The sequence below is a fragment of the Pseudomonas sp. PS01301 genome, from assembly GCF_029960215.1.
Classification (GTDB): domain Bacteria; phylum Pseudomonadota; class Gammaproteobacteria; order Pseudomonadales; family Pseudomonadaceae; genus Aquipseudomonas; species Aquipseudomonas coleopterorum.
On sequence record NZ_JASCPM010000020.1, the window covers coordinates 62,634 to 78,925 of the forward strand.

11 protein-coding genes and 1 pseudogene are annotated in these 16,292 nt (G+C 55.4%); 3 read left to right on the forward strand and 9 right to left on the reverse strand.

Annotated elements, in window-relative coordinates; all coding sequences use genetic code 11:
• Positions 1-136 precede the first annotated feature (136 nt).
• Genes QMX89_RS12645 through QMX89_RS12660 form a run of 4 tightly spaced genes read right to left on the reverse strand, consistent with a single transcriptional unit; the run spans position 137 to position 6,407 of the window.
• The gene (locus QMX89_RS12645; RefSeq protein ID WP_282348462.1) at positions 137-1,603 is read right to left on the reverse strand and encodes a hypothetical protein; all 1,467 of its coding nucleotides are present in this window, start codon (positions 1,601-1,603) and stop codon (positions 137-139) included.
• Complete coding sequence (locus QMX89_RS12650) at positions 1,596-2,144, reverse strand: hypothetical protein (protein WP_282348463.1); 549 nt, start codon at positions 2,142-2,144, stop codon at positions 1,596-1,598. The genes QMX89_RS12645 and QMX89_RS12650 overlap by 8 nt, the downstream gene beginning before the upstream one ends.
• Positions 2,125-4,299 carry a hypothetical protein gene (locus tag QMX89_RS12655; protein ID WP_282348464.1) on the reverse strand — a complete coding sequence of 725 codons (2,175 nt, stop codon included), beginning with the start codon at positions 4,297-4,299 and terminating at the stop codon, positions 2,125-2,127. Before QMX89_RS12655 ends, QMX89_RS12650 begins: the two co-directional genes overlap by 20 nt.
• Positions 4,299-6,407 carry a hypothetical protein gene (locus tag QMX89_RS12660; protein ID WP_282348465.1) on the reverse strand — a complete coding sequence of 703 codons (2,109 nt, stop codon included), beginning with the start codon at positions 6,405-6,407 and terminating at the stop codon, positions 4,299-4,301. Before QMX89_RS12660 ends, QMX89_RS12655 begins: the two co-directional genes overlap by 1 nt.
• Before the next feature lie 1,001 nt (positions 6,408-7,408).
• Here QMX89_RS12660 and QMX89_RS12665 point away from each other — a divergent pair.
• Positions 7,409-8,182 (forward strand): annotated as a pseudogene (locus QMX89_RS12665) (calcium:proton antiporter); the annotation flags it as partial.
• Between the two features lie 93 nt (positions 8,183-8,275).
• On the opposite strand, the gene QMX89_RS12670 reads toward QMX89_RS12665, so the two are convergent.
• The 5 genes from QMX89_RS12670 to QMX89_RS12690 all read right to left on the reverse strand — a co-directional run bounded on the left by QMX89_RS12670 (position 8,276) and on the right by QMX89_RS12690 (position 12,827).
• Positions 8,276-8,959 carry an SDR family oxidoreductase gene (locus QMX89_RS12670; RefSeq protein ID WP_282348466.1) on the reverse strand — a complete coding sequence of 228 codons (684 nt, stop codon included), beginning with the start codon at positions 8,957-8,959 and terminating at the stop codon, positions 8,276-8,278.
• 56 nt (positions 8,960-9,015) lie between these two features.
• Complete coding sequence (locus QMX89_RS12675) at positions 9,016-9,606, reverse strand: YigZ family protein (RefSeq protein WP_282348468.1); 591 nt, start codon at positions 9,604-9,606, stop codon at positions 9,016-9,018.
• Positions 9,607-9,631: 25 nt separating this feature from the next.
• The gene (locus QMX89_RS12680; protein WP_282348469.1) at positions 9,632-10,294 is read right to left on the reverse strand and encodes a TetR/AcrR family transcriptional regulator; all 663 of its coding nucleotides are present in this window, start codon (positions 10,292-10,294) and stop codon (positions 9,632-9,634) included.
• Between the two features lie 91 nt (positions 10,295-10,385).
• Positions 10,386-11,771, reverse strand: a complete 1,386-nt coding sequence (locus QMX89_RS12685) for a nucleobase:cation symporter-2 family protein (protein WP_282348470.1) — start codon at positions 11,769-11,771, stop codon at positions 10,386-10,388.
• Between the two features lie 138 nt (positions 11,772-11,909).
• Positions 11,910-12,827, reverse strand: a complete 918-nt coding sequence (locus QMX89_RS12690) for a LysR family transcriptional regulator (protein ID WP_090356068.1) — start codon at positions 12,825-12,827, stop codon at positions 11,910-11,912.
• 121 nt (positions 12,828-12,948) lie between these two features.
• On the opposite strand from QMX89_RS12690, the gene QMX89_RS12695 reads away from it, so the two are divergent.
• Positions 12,949-14,295 (forward strand): aspartate aminotransferase family protein, encoded by a 1,347-nt coding sequence (locus tag QMX89_RS12695; RefSeq protein ID WP_090356070.1) that lies wholly within the window; start codon positions 12,949-12,951, stop codon positions 14,293-14,295.
• 24 nt (positions 14,296-14,319) lie between these two features.
• Positions 14,320-15,813, forward strand: coding sequence for a CoA-acylating methylmalonate-semialdehyde dehydrogenase (locus QMX89_RS12700; RefSeq protein WP_282348471.1), 1,494 nt, complete (start codon positions 14,320-14,322; stop codon positions 15,811-15,813).
• Positions 15,814-16,292: the final 479 nt, after the last annotated feature.

A 16,292-nucleotide genomic window follows, 5' to 3' on the forward strand; every position in this document is an offset into this window, starting at 1 on the left:
GTCTTGGCGGATGAGATCCCATAGCGCACGGACTATTCGCATCTGACTATTCTCCTTGGTATCGGTAAGCCCACACCGGTAGCGCGTGGCACTGTGATGAATGAGGTTCACAGGCCGTTCGGGTGGTGTAGCAACACTACTCAGCACTCTCGCGGGTGCTTAGTCGCATTTCCAGCTTTTCAATCAGAGCCCTGACGCTCCGGATCTCAACTGACAGGTCAATTTTTCGTAGCCTGGATTTATGCTCCAGAGCTGTGAGCGTGTCTTTAGCCGAGTCCAGTTCGTCCTGGGCCTCAAGCATCGAGCTGTAGGTAGAGCTCGAGGTGAGTGCCTTGTATTCAGCATGAAAATAATGATGGAGAGATGCAGGGTCAGAGTGGCCGGTTAGTTGTGCGACCTCTGCGCAAACATCGTCTCGCAGCGCCGGCGTCCACCCTTTCTTTAGAGCGGGGGTCTGGGCGAATCTGTCCTCTAGCCTGATATTGATTTGACGTGTGACAAAACGATGTCTAAACATGGAGAGGCAAACGCGGGTGCCTGACAAACTAGCACCTAAACAAAGTCGGTCAAACTCTTTAGTGATTGACTCTTTTTTCAGTCGACTACCGTTCTCACCTAGGAATATGTTATTGGGCTGGTCAAGAAAAATGTTACGATCTGCCAGGAAATCCATATAAGCTTTCCTCGCTTCCACGTAAGTTGCAAATCGCCTTGCATCTGCAGCATTGATTTTAAAACGGCGTAACGGCGCTGGAGTTCCGCGCTTTTTAGTGGGAATCACAATTTCTAGAGTATTTGAAATGTTTTGATTAAGCTGAAGGTCGAGGTCAAACAGTTCTTCAGGGCGTAGTCCTGTGAGCTTCATCATTCTTAACGTGAACATCCGTCGTTCGTATAGATACACACTGGTAGCATCGTACAGTTCGAGGTCACTGATTGACTTAAGCTTGGAGCTAGCAGGCAGATCCTCCCAGTCTCGCTTCCTGAAAATCTCATCCTGAATTTTCTGGATCATGTGTTCATCTATTGCCACCTTGTCATCGTTGTACGGCACGGGAGCTGCTAGCAGTGGATGAACCATGTAGGATCGCTTGGTTTTGGGATTTATCTCATAAGATATCGTGATGTTGGCACCGCTATTCTTTAAGCCTATCAATGGTGTTTTTGATAGACTTGGGTGGTTTTCGGTAAGCCAGTGCAAAAAGTTAAGCATGGTATGCTGAATTAGCCGGGTGCGGTTATTGTTCCTTGCTGGCGCGATACCACGAACGGTAGACTTGGTTTCTTCAACCAGCTGCTCAGTAAAATCCTTAAAATTTTCTTCGTTGAAATTGCTGAATTGAATGCTCTTGACAGAGCAGAAGCGAACGAAGTGCGTGATGAGCGCCGCGTCTACCCGCGCAGTATCCCTGGCGCCTGTGGACGCGCAGATCTCATCCATCCATAGATTGGCAAGGTTACATGGTCTCCCGTTGGGCCAACGAATAAGTACGAAATTTTCGATAACGCGTGGCTTTCCAATAAACGCCCCAGTCTTCCGAACCGGCATAGCTTTGTCTGGTACGCTTACGGACTCGTATTCCGTGTAGAGTTGCTTACCCATCCTTTTTGCCGCCGTCGATAACCTTCATTTTCTCTGAAGAAAATATCTGGTCGCTTATCAGGAAAGAGTGATATTTGGCCTTGGATGTTTTGACTTTAAGTGTGATGGTTGCACGGATTTCATCGGCGCTACGGGTACTGTGAGGGTCAATACGCTCTAGGAAAGTCAGGATGTCAAAGTACGCCATCGAGGCGATGTGAGCCTCCAGCAGCGCGATGCGTGCCTGATCCTTGTCTGAAGGAAGGTTAGGCGCAGGCGCCGGGTTAACCTTGGGAGTCAACAGAGCGAATGCCCTGGATCTCATCTGTAGCATGTTGTCCCACAGGCTTGACCCAGAGATGCCAAACTGTGCGACCTTAGCGGCTTGCTTCAGGGAGTTGAGCGAAATCGATGTGAAGCAGCCAGCGACATCCAGTTTGCAGAAGCCTCGCATCGAGGATAGGGCTCGAAGCTGTGCTTTCGACGGTGTAATTTCCTTAGATAGCACCTGTGAAAGCCAAGTGTGACGAGAGTGGAGATTTTTATTTGTTGTATCTCTCATCTTTTTGGCCTCCTAGGCAAATGGCGAAATCGATGGTGTAGATTTCATCATCGTAAGATTCAAGCCTGACTTTATATGTGGTCATATCGAACTCAGGTTGTTGCACCATTTTGTCTAGGTATTTGAGCAATTCCTTGTTACTAATGGAGGCGACGCTGGTGGCTTTGAAGTGCTTCAAGGCTTCTGTGTAAAGTGCTAAAAGCCCTTGGTTTGTATCTTTGGACAGTAAGCCGTTTTCAAGAGCAATGAGCTTATCGTCGATGCATTCGGATTCGTAGCGGACGGCTTCCGAATCTGATGGCTCATAATCTGTGTAATCGTCAATATGCTTCCTGTTGGAGTGACCTGCCATATACCTCAGCAATTCTTTTCCTGAATCTCCTACGTGCCTATGTACGAGCAGGAGGAAGAATTTTCTCATCTCGTGAATGCGCACATACCATCGCCGACCTAATTTATCGACGGGCAGGTGGACAGCGTCACAGAAAGTATTAATGCACAAGTTTACTTTCCATTCGGGAATTCCGCCACTAGGGCATTTGAATCCTCTGCCAGGAATGTAAAACAGCCTCCCTGCATACTCCGAGTCATCCCCATAGATGCCTGCCAGCTTTTCGCCGAGCACTTGGAGTAGCTGGATGGCATGAGCCGCAACGTAGGGAATAGGGCGTTCAATGAAGTCGTTCGCACCCAACTCTCCAGTTTTGCCCACCATGTGGCCCATAAAAGCGCCGTTGTTGCCACGGTCAGTAGATAGGCAGTTGCGCTCTAGGGTACTAAGCTCAGTATTCCGAATAGGTTTTACGATGCCGATAATTATGGCGCAAGCGCCATAAAAAGACTCCATCACCATTTTGTAGTTGGTTTTGTCTACAGGGAAATTTTTCTTCTCTTTGGTTTGGAGCCTGCTTATGTTGAGCGCTTGGAATAGCGGCTGGGCAGGTAGGTTTTCCATACCTGTCGTCATCCAAAGGTGTTTGGTTTTCTGAAAGAGCTCGTTCTTTTTTACGGACTGTTTCGACAATGAATTGTCTTCATCAATAGAGACGAATTGCTCGATGTAAAAAATCAGAGATTCAACTATGGCACTTCCGTAGACGGTTACCCACTTGCAGGCTTGATTCAGGCATTTGAATCCTATGTCAAGAGGTAGCAATTTGGTGTGGCCACCTGGCTTCAAGTGGGGCTGGTAATTAAGAGCAAGTTGATCGATGTTCAGTTTAATGTTGGGGATGTCTTCGGGCAGGATATCATGGCCTTGGAAAAATAATTTTAGGCACGACATCGTATCCAGGAAAGAGCTGATGCCCATTGCCCCGTCGGCTGCTTCATCTAATGTCTTAGTATTTTGAGTGCTATGAAGATTTGTGCGCACACCTCTTTGTAGTAATTCGTCATGGGCTAGGGTTGGCTCAAACTGCCTAATGAACAGGCGGAAATTTGCATTATGCAGAGACGTTGCAGGTCGACCAAGAATAGAGCCAATGTAGTCTCTTGACAACAATCCTTTATCATAAGTGCTGCTTTGGGCGCTGGAGACATAGAGATCGTTTCGAGTAAAGTAGGAAATCGCTTCTCTTGTGAGCTCAACTGGCAGGGCGTCCGGGTCTGATACAAGATCCTCTAATGAGAAGGAAACAGGTAAGATATCGAGCAGGTGTGAAATGAAACGCTCCTTCAACAACAAAGCAGCAGTCCATCCACCCTGACTGAAAGTTTCGGCGATAGCTTTGCAAGCGTCCTCATCGAATAGCCTGAAGCCATGCGTACTGGTTTCATAAGTATCTTTATAAAGATTGGCGCGTGCCGCCAAATTCATGGCGAAGCTAAAGTATGTAATCCATCGACCTTCCGCGACTGGTTTACCTGTAATGGTGCCCATGCGACAGTGAAATAACCATTTCTGCACCGTTTCCAGCAGCAGTTTATTAGAATCGTCGGTGAGATTGGTGCCGTCCGCCATCAAGCGATCAAAGCTCAAGCATTGAAGCTTTGACCCACCCGGAAAACTGACCAGCCATTCCTGACCTCCGATCCCGCCTCTTACCAGCCAGTCTGCTTGATAGCTGTGGCTTCTTTTATAGATTTTGCTTTGCCGTTCCGCTTGTTCGATCATCGCTTTGATACGACGGTCGTCAAAAGAAAAGTCCTCCATTACCTGGCCTTCCTATCGGAGAGCGAGACTAGCGGACGAAGGTCGTGCATCAGGATGGTTGCACGAGCATGCGATTTACGGAGTTCACTCATGGAGTCGCCCGAAACCCTGTCCGCGATAGCCATCTCGGCGTTAGATGCGCTATCGAAATCGAGGGAAATTGTTTTCGCTACTAAATCCCTGAGCACCGGGAAGATCCATAGGGGCACGCTGGTTTGCTCATCGATCACTAGGCGTTCTTCTAGTGCAAGTTTATCGACGGCGTCTGCGTATGCGTAGATCGCGGCAAGGCTCCCCGCACTCCGATCAAACAGCAGCTCGCGCTCTACAAACATTTCAATTAGAGAGCTGGAGTCAGGCGAGTAATGACCAAGCTTCGAGCGTAAGGCTTCGCTCAAGGGATCTCCCTTCTTAAGGCCTAATAGTATCCGTCGGACAAAAGTCTGCAGCTCTTCTCGAGTGCTAAAGTCGGATGCAGCTAACTGCCAGGGCTCGCCCTCTGTTGCTACTAAGATGACCTTTTGATGTAGCACCCTGAAAAACCTCGTCGCCCATCGATGAACCATCCAGGCCGGAATATATTTATCTCTGACCACCTGCAAAGAGTTACCCAGCATGTCCGCTACGGCTTGGAGCCTACCGGTACGCAAGAACTCCAAAATCCCCTGGGTGCATCGAATCGTGTAGAGATTCATCATGTCAGGAGTGACGCCTACTGTTTCGAGATCATCTTTATATAAATCGTGCAGTGAGAGTCCAGCATTTGTAGTCAAGGTTTTTGCAAAGTTGGTACTAGACCCAATTTGGTTTCTGCTCGAGACAAGGAACAGCTTCCTCCAACCGCTCTTACCCTCCGACAATAGGCGCCGTCTTGGCATACTCGTACACCGAATCACATCCATAACGATCCGAGTGCTCAATGGGGGAAGTACAGAGACCTTGCGTGACTGCGCGCGAGGTTTGCTGACGCTGACTGTTACTCTCTTGGTGTCACTATTACCACGAAGATAGAACTTCCCGTCTTGTCGGTATAGCCTTATATTGGTGAGTGATGAGGGGTTGAACGAAGGGTTTTCTGATGCAATGATCGCACTGGCAACTGCGCAGTCTCTGGGAGACAAGTAGCCCAGCAGTCGATTGAAAGTTTCGTTAACTGTATTGTTATCGATACAATCGTCGCCGGCAGCCTCCCATAGTCGTGCCCTAAGTTTTGGCTTGCTATGGGAGTTGTAGATGACGGGCCTGAAGAAAGGTAGCTCTTGCAGGTCGTCGAATGTCATCGATTTAAGCTCGTCAGTCTGTTCGGCATAATATCGAGCGACGGCTAGAAACCAGTTAATACCTTTAGGCGAGTCTGGATGCGCAAGATGCATCCCATTTTTGCTGAATTGTCCGCTCTCAAGAACTGCCTCAATTTCCTCGTTCGAGATGTCCTTGCATAGCGCATCACCTCGGGCATGACATCTCAGCATTCGATCCCAGTAGTCTACCGAACATTCGACAATGGCATCTGCCCGTGTTTCGAGAGTGTTCTTAAGATTAAGTAGGTAAACGTCGTCTTCGAAACTCAATCCTTCTTCCACAAGGTATTTTTTGGGAAGTAGAAATTGCAGTCCTTTGGGAATAGGCGTGTGCACAGTCCCGTAACCAGCCGGTTGAGACAAATTCTCCGGTTGACTGACGGACTTCGCCGTTGAATCTGGGATGAATGTGTCTTCCGGTATGAATCCATCTCGCCTCAGTTTCTTGTAAACAAACGCCACCGCACTCCAATGGTCAAAGCGGGTTTTGGACTTGTGATCTTTGTTGTAGAGGTGATGGGAGTAATGAGTGAGTATGAAGTTGTTCCAGTTATCTTCCGCAGGTGGGAACTTTAACCGAAGTTTGGTAATGTGGTTGAAGATATATTTGCTTGCCCGAAAGCGTCCTGAATAGCTGGTTTTAGCTCCAGTAAGGCATAGTACCCTAACCGCATCGGCTATTTTATCGAGCACTTCTTTGCCGACCCACGATGGAGTGTGAATAGTAGAAGTCCTGTAGCCGCGAATACATTCATCATCATCCCACTTGAATGTGATGCGATCATCCTGCACTTGGTAGGTAAGCATAATGAGATCCCGCGATAAAAACGGCATATCGTAGTGGTCTGGCTGCTCTGGTCAAGCACTTTCGTGAGTGTGTCTAAATTTTTAAACAGTGTATTAAAAACATACCCTTACATGTGTTTTTAGGGCGAGCTTTTTCAATAACTTCACCTCGCGGGAAAGGTTGGCTGATAATTGACATGTTGTTCCTTCTATCCTTTGATCCGTGTTTGGCTGATAAGGAATTGTCAGCCTGGATGCTGATCAGGCAATACGCCGGTGGTGGGCAAGAATTAGGCTGGACGAGAGGATATCGTGGGTATCGGGATACCTAATCGCGGGTGAGCTCAAGGACGGCAGCTCCCCCTTCTCAGTGTACTCAGCGCTTTCGGAGTGTTTCTCTGGGCGATTGCGTCGTCATCCTCACCCTGGTGGCCTCTGATAGCTCTTTGCCGGGACTGATGGCGGGGAACTAATTTAAGCAATATTGACTTAGCGTTAGAACTTTTATCAATTTATGTGGCCCCCGTGCTATTCGGGATGTAAACGCCATTCCCGCATATATGTAGTCATGTTGGTGTTCAACCCCTTGCTGGGAGTATCATGTTTAATATTGAAATCCGAGTCGGCTTGAATCACGTCCAGCGCAAACCGTGACTTTATCAGGTGTGACTCGACATCCCGCGCCGCGCCGCAGACAACACCGCGATACGTGCCTGCTGTCCACCCTTGAGGTTGGTGATTTTGGGGCAAAGGCGGCGGACGGTGCGCTCGGGTTTCCCAACCTTCAATCCGAGGTGATGGGCAACCTAGGCACGATGACCTCATGTCGATCATTGTGAGATCTCTCGTCTCTTCACAGCCTATCGGAGGTGATGGAGTGACGATGAATTCAGCGGCTCCTGCGTGTGGTGTATCCCAAGCACAGGGAAATGGGTGTCAAATTTAGGTGTCAAATTCACTAGCTAAGCTATTGATCTGTAAGAGGTTGCACCTTCTAGATGAATTCATGTGTCTAGAAAAGAATACTGCTCGACATCAACGGCATCCTCGGCCTTGCCGCACTGATGGGTGGCCTCAAGCACGGCGAGCAGTCCTACAACGACGATTCGGCGCGCAGCTACAGCGTCATGATTCTCACTGCCATGGGCGTGTCCATGGTGGTCCCCGAGTTCATCCCCGAGGGCAACTGGAAGGTCTATTCGGGCTTCACCATCGGCGCCATGCTGGTGCTCTACGCGTTGTTCCTGCGCATGCAGGTCGGCCCGCACAGCTACTTCTTCAGCTACAACTACCCGGAAAAGAAGAAGCGCAAAGGCGTGACCACTGAACCGGAAAAGCCGGTTCACCTGGGCTGGTCGGTGGGGACGCTGGTGTTCGGTATCGTCATCATCGGTGCGCTGGCCGAAGTCATGTCCAAGACCATCGACCTGGGTCTGGAAGGCACCGGCGCGCCACCCGTGGTAACGGCCATTCTGGTGGCCGCCATTTCCGCCGCACCGGAAATTCTCACCGCCTTGCGCGCAGCGTTGGCCAACCGCATGCAGTCGGTGGTCAACATCGCGCTGGGCGCTTCGCTGTCGACGGTGATCCTTACCGTACCGGTGATGGAAGGCCTGGCCTTGTACAGCGGCCAGCCCTTCCAGATGGCCATGACCCCGGTCCAGACCGTGATGATCTTCATCACCCTGCTGATCTGCGCCATCAACCTCAACGATGGCGAAACCAACGCCATTGAAGGCATGACTCACTTCGTACTGTTCGCCACCTTCATCATGCTATCGATCCTGGGCCTCTAACCAACACCCTGCACCTTGCGGCAGCAAACGTGTGGGAGCGGGCTCTGCCCGCGAAGAGGCCTCCTCTGACACCCCTGTACCCCTGCAAACCCCTCACCACTCAATCCTCTCCCCCCGATAATCCAGAAACTGCAACCCACCCTTGCCCAACTGCCCGGTGATCACATCCACCAATCCCCGGGTACTGGTGGCAACGTCCAGACTGGCCCCTTCACCGCCCATGTCGGTCTTCACCCATCCCGGGTGCATCGCCAGTACCGTCAGCGCAGGCCGCGCCAGCTCGGTCACGAACGTATTGGTCATCGAATTCAAGGCCGCCTTGCTCGCCTTGTACAACGCCATGGACGACCCTTCGGGCATCGCCACGCTACCGAGCACCGAACTCATGAACGCAATCGCACCGCCGTCGGCGACATTGCCTGCCAGTCGCTGGGCCAAGCGGATCGGCGCCACGGCATTGATGACGAACAGCTCGCCGATTTCCGCATCGCTGGCCTGATCGGTGTTGTAGCCCGCCGGCCCGGACACCCCGGCATTGATGAACAGCAGATCGAAACGCTGCTGCTGCAGACGCTGGGCCAATGCATCCATCGATTCCAGCCGAGTCATCTCCAGTGCTTCCACCTTCGCCCCGGTGGCCGTCAGCCCTGCCGGGACATTGCCCAGATCACGAACCGTGGCCGTCACTTCCCAGCCATCCTCGCTCAAGCGTTCCACCAGCCCCAGGCCCAGGCCACGGGAGGCACCGATCACCAGCGCTTTCTTTGCAGTTGTCATCGCGACGCTCCTGAAAAAGGAAACAGACTAGCACTCAGCGTGGACAGGCCGCAGGTTCATGAAGCAGCGTCTTGCAGCACGATCCGTCCCCGCGAAAGGTCGGCTAACTGCTGCGCCAGGGTCGGGATGACTTCGCTGGCCACTGCCAGCTGCAGATCGACACCATTGCTGGTGAAATCTTCCGCAGTCACCAGCCCTTCAGCCTCGGCCACGCGAAGCTTGACCAGGGCCAGCTCGCTGAACGTGCAGGAACACGACACCGCCACGCGCGCGATCAGCAGGCGCTTGGGCGCCTGTTGCAGACACTTGTTCGCCCCCCCGCCATAGGCGCGGGCCAATCCTCCGGTGCCCAGCTGAATACCGCCGTACCAGCGAATCACCAGCACCACCACCTGGTCGCAATCCTGCGCCTCGATGGCCGCCAGAATAGGTCGGCCCGCCGTACCGCCCGGCTCGCCGTCATCGTTGCTGCGGTACTGGTCGCCCAGTTTCCACGCCCAGCAATTGTGAGTGGCCGCCAGATCGCTGTTCCGTTCGATGAACGCCTGGGCGTCCTGCACGCTGGCAATGGGTGCGGCGAGGGTGATGAATCGACTCTTGCGAATCTCCTCGCGGAACTCGCAAGGGCCCAGCAGGGTGGAAGGCATCGCTATCTCTTGGCTGTTGCAGTGATCACACTGCAGGGGTCAGTCCGCATCCCTTCAGGATGATGCGTATCAGGTTGTCACCGGCTTGCTCGAAATCCTCTCGCGTCAGCCGCGCCTGTCCGGTCACCCGGCAGATCTGCGTGGCGAAGTCGGCGTAATGCTGAGTACTGCCCCACAGCAGGAAGATCAGGTGCACAGGGTCGACCGGGTCCATTTTACCGGCATCGATCCACGCCTGGAACACAGCGGCGCGCCCCGTGAACCAGCTGCGATAGTCCTGGTTGAAGTATTCGGTCAAGCACTCGCCACCGCTGATGATCTCCATGGCGAAGATCCGCGACGCCAGTGGCTGACGTCGGGAAAACTCCATCTTGGCGCGAATGTAACGGGTCAAGGCCTGCGCCGGATCGTGCTCGGCACTCAAGGTGTTGAAGGTGCTGTCCCACAGCTCGATGATGTTGCTCAGCACCGCGATGTACAGCCCCAGTTTGTTGGTGAAGTAATAATGCAGATTGGCTTTGGGCAGCCCGACGTTGAGCGCGATGGTATTCATGCTCGTGCCCTTGAAACCGTGCCGGGCGAATTCGTCTTCGGCTGCCTTGAGAATCGCTTCCTCATTTTTCTGGCGGATGCGGCTGGCAGGCTTGCCATTGGCCGAGGCGCTGTGCGCGGGGACTTCAAGCATCATGGGGCGGTTCCGAGCAAATCGTGTGGGTAGGGCAGATGCGTTGATAACGCACCTGCCTGGATCCGACAAGCGTCGTTGCGAAAATGTCGCCTCAAACCGGCTCGTTTTCCAGGCACTGCGCTGGCACTTCACCGCTGCGTTTGGGCTCTGGTAGCAGCAGGCACATGATCAGCGCGGTGACGCCGCCACTGGTGATCGCCGAGTCGAACAGGTTCTGCACCAATTGCGGCATGCGGTGCAGCAGCTGGGGCTGCGCGGCCACACCCAGGCCCACACCGAACGAGGTGGCGATGATCAGCATGTTGCGTCGATCCAGCGGCGACTGCGCCAGAATCCGCACGCCAGCGGCTGCGACGCTGCCGAACATCACCAGGGTGGCGCCCCCCAGCACCGGCTTGGGAATCTGCTGTAGCACAGCACCGATCATCGGCAAAAGCCCGAGCAGCATCAGCACGACGCCGATGTACAGCCCCACGTAGCGGCTGGCTACGCCCGTGAGTTGGATCACTCCGTTGTTTTGCGCGAACGTGGTGTTGGGAAAGGCGCTGAATGTAGCGGCCAGCATGCAGCTCACGCCGTCGCCCAGCACGCCACCCTTGAGCCGTTCGATATAGCTCGGCCCACTGATGGGTTGTCGCGACAGCATGCAATTGGCCGTCAAGTCGCCCACCGTCTCCAGGGTGCTGATCAAATAGATCAGCGCCACGGGTAGAAACGCCGTCCAATCGAAAGCGAAACCGAACTTGAAAGGCACCGGCACACTGATCAGCGGCAGCTCGGGTAGCGGTTGGATCACCAGCTTGCCACTGAACCAGGCGGCCAGGCTGCCCACCGCCAGCCCGATGATGATTGCCGACAGCCGCAACCAGGTCGCGGCGCTGCGGTTGAGCAGAATGATCACCACCAACACGAACGCGCCCAGGGCGAGGTTACCCGGCGCACCGAAGTCCGGTGCGTTGAAGCCTCCACCCAGGTCGGTGATACCGACCTTGATCAAGCTCACGCCAATCAGCGTAATGACGATGCCTGTCACCAGCGGAGTAATGACCCGTTGCAATTGACCGATGAAGCGACTCAGCACGATCTGCACCAACGCGCCGAAAAAGCACACCCCAAAAATCATCGCCAAAATGTCTTCCGGACTGCCCCCGCGTTGCTTGACGATGAAGCCGGCCGACAGCACCGCCCCCAGAAAGGCGAAACTGGTGCCTTGCAAACAGATCATGCCTGCGCCGATGCCGAACGGACGGCGAGCCTGGATGAACGTGCCGATGCCGGACACCAACAGCGCCATGCTGATCAAGTACGGCAAATGAGTGCCCAGGCCCAGCGCCGAGCCAATGATCAACGGGGGCGTGATGATCCCGACGAACGCAGCGAGTACGTGCTGAAGCGCCGCCAGCATCGAAGTCATGGGGGCCGGACGGTCGTGCAGACCGTAGATCAATTCGCTGGGCAGTGCAGTATCGGTGGGCATGGCGTCGAACTCTTGGCACGGTGGGTGGACTGGGTTCAGCCCTCGCTTTGCAAAGCAGTCGTGCAAAAAGCTGTCCAACTGCTCAGGTTTTGATCGTGTCAGGTTCACAACGCCAAAGAGATCAACGAGATAAGGAAATCATCGTGTCTCGTACAAACTTTCCAGAAAGCTTTCGAGCACTAAATGCGGGCGTCGCCCCTTGCGAGTGACCCAGGATAGGCTCAGATCGTAAAACCGTTCGGCCGCCTTGAGCGCGCGCAGTCGTCCCTGCTGCACCCAGAACGTCGCGTAGTGGTCGGGCAGATAGCCGATGTAGCGCCCGGTCAGAATCAGGAACGCCATGCCCTCGCGATCCGACGCGCTGGCCGTGCAGTTCAGTGCCTGGTAACGCGCCTGGATCTCGGCCGGCAGGCGGAAGGTCGGCGCGATCGCCTCCTGGGCATCGAGCCGTGCATCGTCCAGTTGCGCATCGTCGGCGTAGAACAGCGGATGGCCCACCGCGCAGTACAGCAGCGAGCGCTCGCTGTACAACGGCTGGTATTCAAGCCCGGACAGCGGACTGGCCTGCGGCACCACGCCCACGTGCAGGCTGCCGTCGAGCACCCCTTGCTCCACCTGGCTCGGAGCGATCATGCGGATCTGAATGCGTACGTCCGGCCCTCGATCCTTCAACTGCGCCAACGCATGGGTGATGCGCATGTGCGGCAGCGTCACCAGGTTGTCGGTCAGGCCGATGTTGAGTTCACCGCGCAGATGACGATGCAGGCCATTGACCTCGGTGCGAAAGCTCTCCACCGCACCCAGCATCTGCAGGGCCGAGTGATACACCTCGCGACCTTCCTCGGTCAGCGAAAAACCGGCTCGGCCCCGCTGGCACAAACGCAGACCAAGGCGCTGCTCCAGATCGCTCATCTGCTGACTGATCGCCGAGCGGCCGATACCGAGCACATTCTCCGCCGCAGAAAAACCGCCGCACTCCACCACGCTGCGGAAGATGCGCAGCAGGCGAATATCGAAATCACTGACCTGCGCGAGGGGATCGGGACGGCGGCTCATAGTTTAGTGATTGCCTGACTGAAGATCGCAAAAGTTGAATTTTCCAGACTTTATCGCCGTGACACCTTAGGGGCAACACGCTTGTCATCGCGTCTCCAATCGCTCAAAGAGGTTTGTGCCCATGAACATGCCCGAGAACGCCCCCGTCGGCGTGACCAGCCAGCTCAAGCTGGACGCTCACTGGATGCCGTACACCGCCAACCGCAGCTTCCAACGTGATCCACGCATCATCGTCGCGGCCCAGGGCAGTTGGTTGACCGATGACAAGGGCCGCCAGATCTACGACAGCCTTTCCGGTCTGTGGACCTGCGGTGCAGGCCATACGCGCAAGGAAATTCAGGAAGCGGTGTCGCGCCAACTCGGCGTGCTCGACTACTCGCCCGCGTTTCAGTACGGCCATCCGTTGTCGTTCCAGCTGGCGGAAAAGATCACCGACCTGACCCCCGGCACCCTCAACCACGTCTTCTATACCAACTCCGGCTCCGAGTGCTGCGACACGGCCGTGAAAATGGTTCGCGCCTACTGGCGCCTGAAAGGCCAGGCCACCAAGACCAAAATGATCGGCCGCGCCCGCGGCTACCACGGCGTCAACGTGGCCGGCACCAGCCTGGGCGGAGTCAACGGCAACCGCAAGATGTTCGGTCAATTGATGGATGTGGACCACATCCCCCATACCCTGCTGCCGGGCAATACCTTCTCCAAGGGATCACCGGAGGAGGGCGGCATCGCCCTGGCCGACGAAATGCTCAAGGTCATCGAGCTGCACGACGCCTCTAACATCGCCGCCCTGATCGTCGAGCCCATGGCCGGTTCGGCAGGCGTACTGCCGCCGCCCAAGGGCTACCTCAAGCGCCTGCGTGAGATCTGCGACCAGCACAACATCCTGCTGATCTTCGACGAAGTCATCACCGGTTTCGGTCGCACCGGCGCCATGTTCGGCGCCGACACCTTCGGCGTAACGCCGGATCTGATGTGCATCGCCAAGCAGATCACCAACGGCGCCATCCCGATGGGCGCCGTCATCGCCAGCACCGAGATCTACCAGACCTTCATGAACCAGGCGACGCCCGAGTACGCCGTGGAATTCCCCCACGGTTATACCTACTCGGCCCACCCTGTAGCCTGCGCCGCCGGCCTTGCCGCACTGGACCTGCTGCAGCGCGAAAACCTGGTGCAGAGCGCCGCTGAACTGGCACCGCATTTCGAAAGCGTGCTGCACGGCGTCAAGGGGGCGAAGAACATCGTCGACATCCGCAACTATGGCCTCGCCGGTGCGATCCAGCTGGCGCCCCGGGATGGCGACGCCATCGTGCGCCCCTACGAAGCGTCCATGAAACTGTGGAAAGCCGGCTTCTATGTCCGCTTCGGCGGCGACACCCTGCAGTTCGGCCCTACCTTCAACGCCCAGCCACAAGACCTCGATCGCCTGTTCGACGCCGTGGGCGAAGCCCTCAACCAGATCGACTGACCCCTTTTATCAGGAGCCCTTTGCATGAGCACTATCCAACACTTGATCAATGGCGATCTGGTTTCCAGTGGCGACCGCACGGCCGACGTCTTCAACCCATCCACCGGCCAACCTATCCGCACCCTCCAATTGGCCAGCCGCGAAACCGTGCAACAGGCCATCGACTCCGCCAAGGCCGCCTTCCCGGCCTGGCGCAAGACCCCGGCGGCCAAGCGCGCCCAGGTGATGTTCCGCTTCAAGCAACTGCTCGAGCAGAACGAAGCCAAGATTGCTCAGATGATCAGTGAAGAGCATGGCAAGACCCTGGAGGACGCCGCAGGCGAACTCAAACGCGGCATCGAAAACGTCGAATTCGCCTGCGCAGCCCCCGAAGTGCTCAAGGGCGAGTACAGCCGCAACGTCGGTCCGAACATCGATGCCTGGTCCGACTTCCAGCCCTTGGGTATCGTCGCCGGTATCACACCGTTCAACTTTCCGGCCATGGTTCCCTTGTGGATGTACCCGCTGGCCATCGTCTGCGGCAACTGCTTCATCCTCAAGCCGTCCGAGCGCGACCCCAGCTCCACACTCTATATAGCCCAACTGTTGCTGGAAGCAGGCCTGCCAGCCGGCGTGCTCAACGTCGTCCACGGCGACAAGGTCGCGGTGGATGCCCTGATCGAAGCACCCGAGGTCAAGGCGTTGAGCTTCGTCGGCTCCACACCCATCGCCGAGTACATTTATAGCGAGGGCACTCGCCGGGGCAAGCGCGTCCAGGCCCTGGGTGGCGCGAAGAACCATGCGGTACTGATGCCCGACGCCGATCTGGACAACGCGGTCAGCGCCCTGATGGGTGCGGCCTATGGCTCCTGCGGTGAGCGCTGCATGGCCATCTCGGTCGCCGTCTGTGTCGGTGACCAGGTTGCCGACGCTCTTGTGGCCAAACTGACTCCGCAGGTCAAGGCCCTGAAGATCGGCGCCGGTACCTCCTGCGGCCTGGACATGGGCCCCCTCGTGACTGCCCAGGCACGTGACAAGGTGTCGGGCTACGTCGACGACGGCGAGCAGGCCGGTGCCAAACTCGTCGTGGATGGCCGCGGTCTGAGTGTGGCAGGCAACGAAGAAGGCTTCTTCCTTGGAGGCTGCCTGTTCGACCACGTCACCCCGCAGATGCGCATCTATAAAGAGGAAATCTTCGGGCCGGTACTGTGCATCGTCCGTGTCGACAGCCTCGAACAGGCCATGCAACTGATCAACGACCACGAATACGGCAACGGCACCTGCATCTTCACCCGCGACGGTGAAGCGGCGCGCCTGTTCTGCGACGAGATCGAAGTCGGCATGGTCGGCGTCAACGTACCCTTGCCGGTACCGGTTGCCTATCACAGCTTCGGCGGCTGGAAGCGTTCACTCTTCGGCGACCTGCACGCCTATGGGCCAGACGGCGTGCGTTTCTACACGCGCCGCAAGGCCATCACTCAACGCTGGCCGCAACGCGCCAGCCACGAAGCCTCGCAGTTTGCTTTCCCGAGTCTTTGAGTAGCCAGTCGAAGCAACAAGGAGGGGCGGGCCGCAGGCCCGCCCCTTGCTTTTGAGTGGATGCGACAGATTTTTGAAATTACCTGTTGACGCCCCCTCAGATCTCTCTATAATTCGCCCCACTTCCGGCGCAGCCGAAACGATAAACGCCTTGTTAATCAATGAGTTAGTCGTTCAGGCAGTGAGGAAGTGCTTCGATCTTCAAGGTCGGAAGCGGTGGAAAAAGGCAGTTGACAGCGGTTTGAAACGCTGTAGAATTCGCCTCCCGCTGACGAGTGATCTAAGCGAGTCAAGTGTTTGAAGTTGTTCAGGTTTCTGGAAAAATACTTCAAAATAAACGCTTGACAGAATGTGAGGCCAGCGTAGAATGCGCGCCTCGGTTGAGACGAAAGAATCAACCCACCGCTCTTTAACAATTGAATCAAGCAATTCGTGTGGGTGCTTGTGAGTTAAGACTGTTAGTCAACAAGATTATCAGC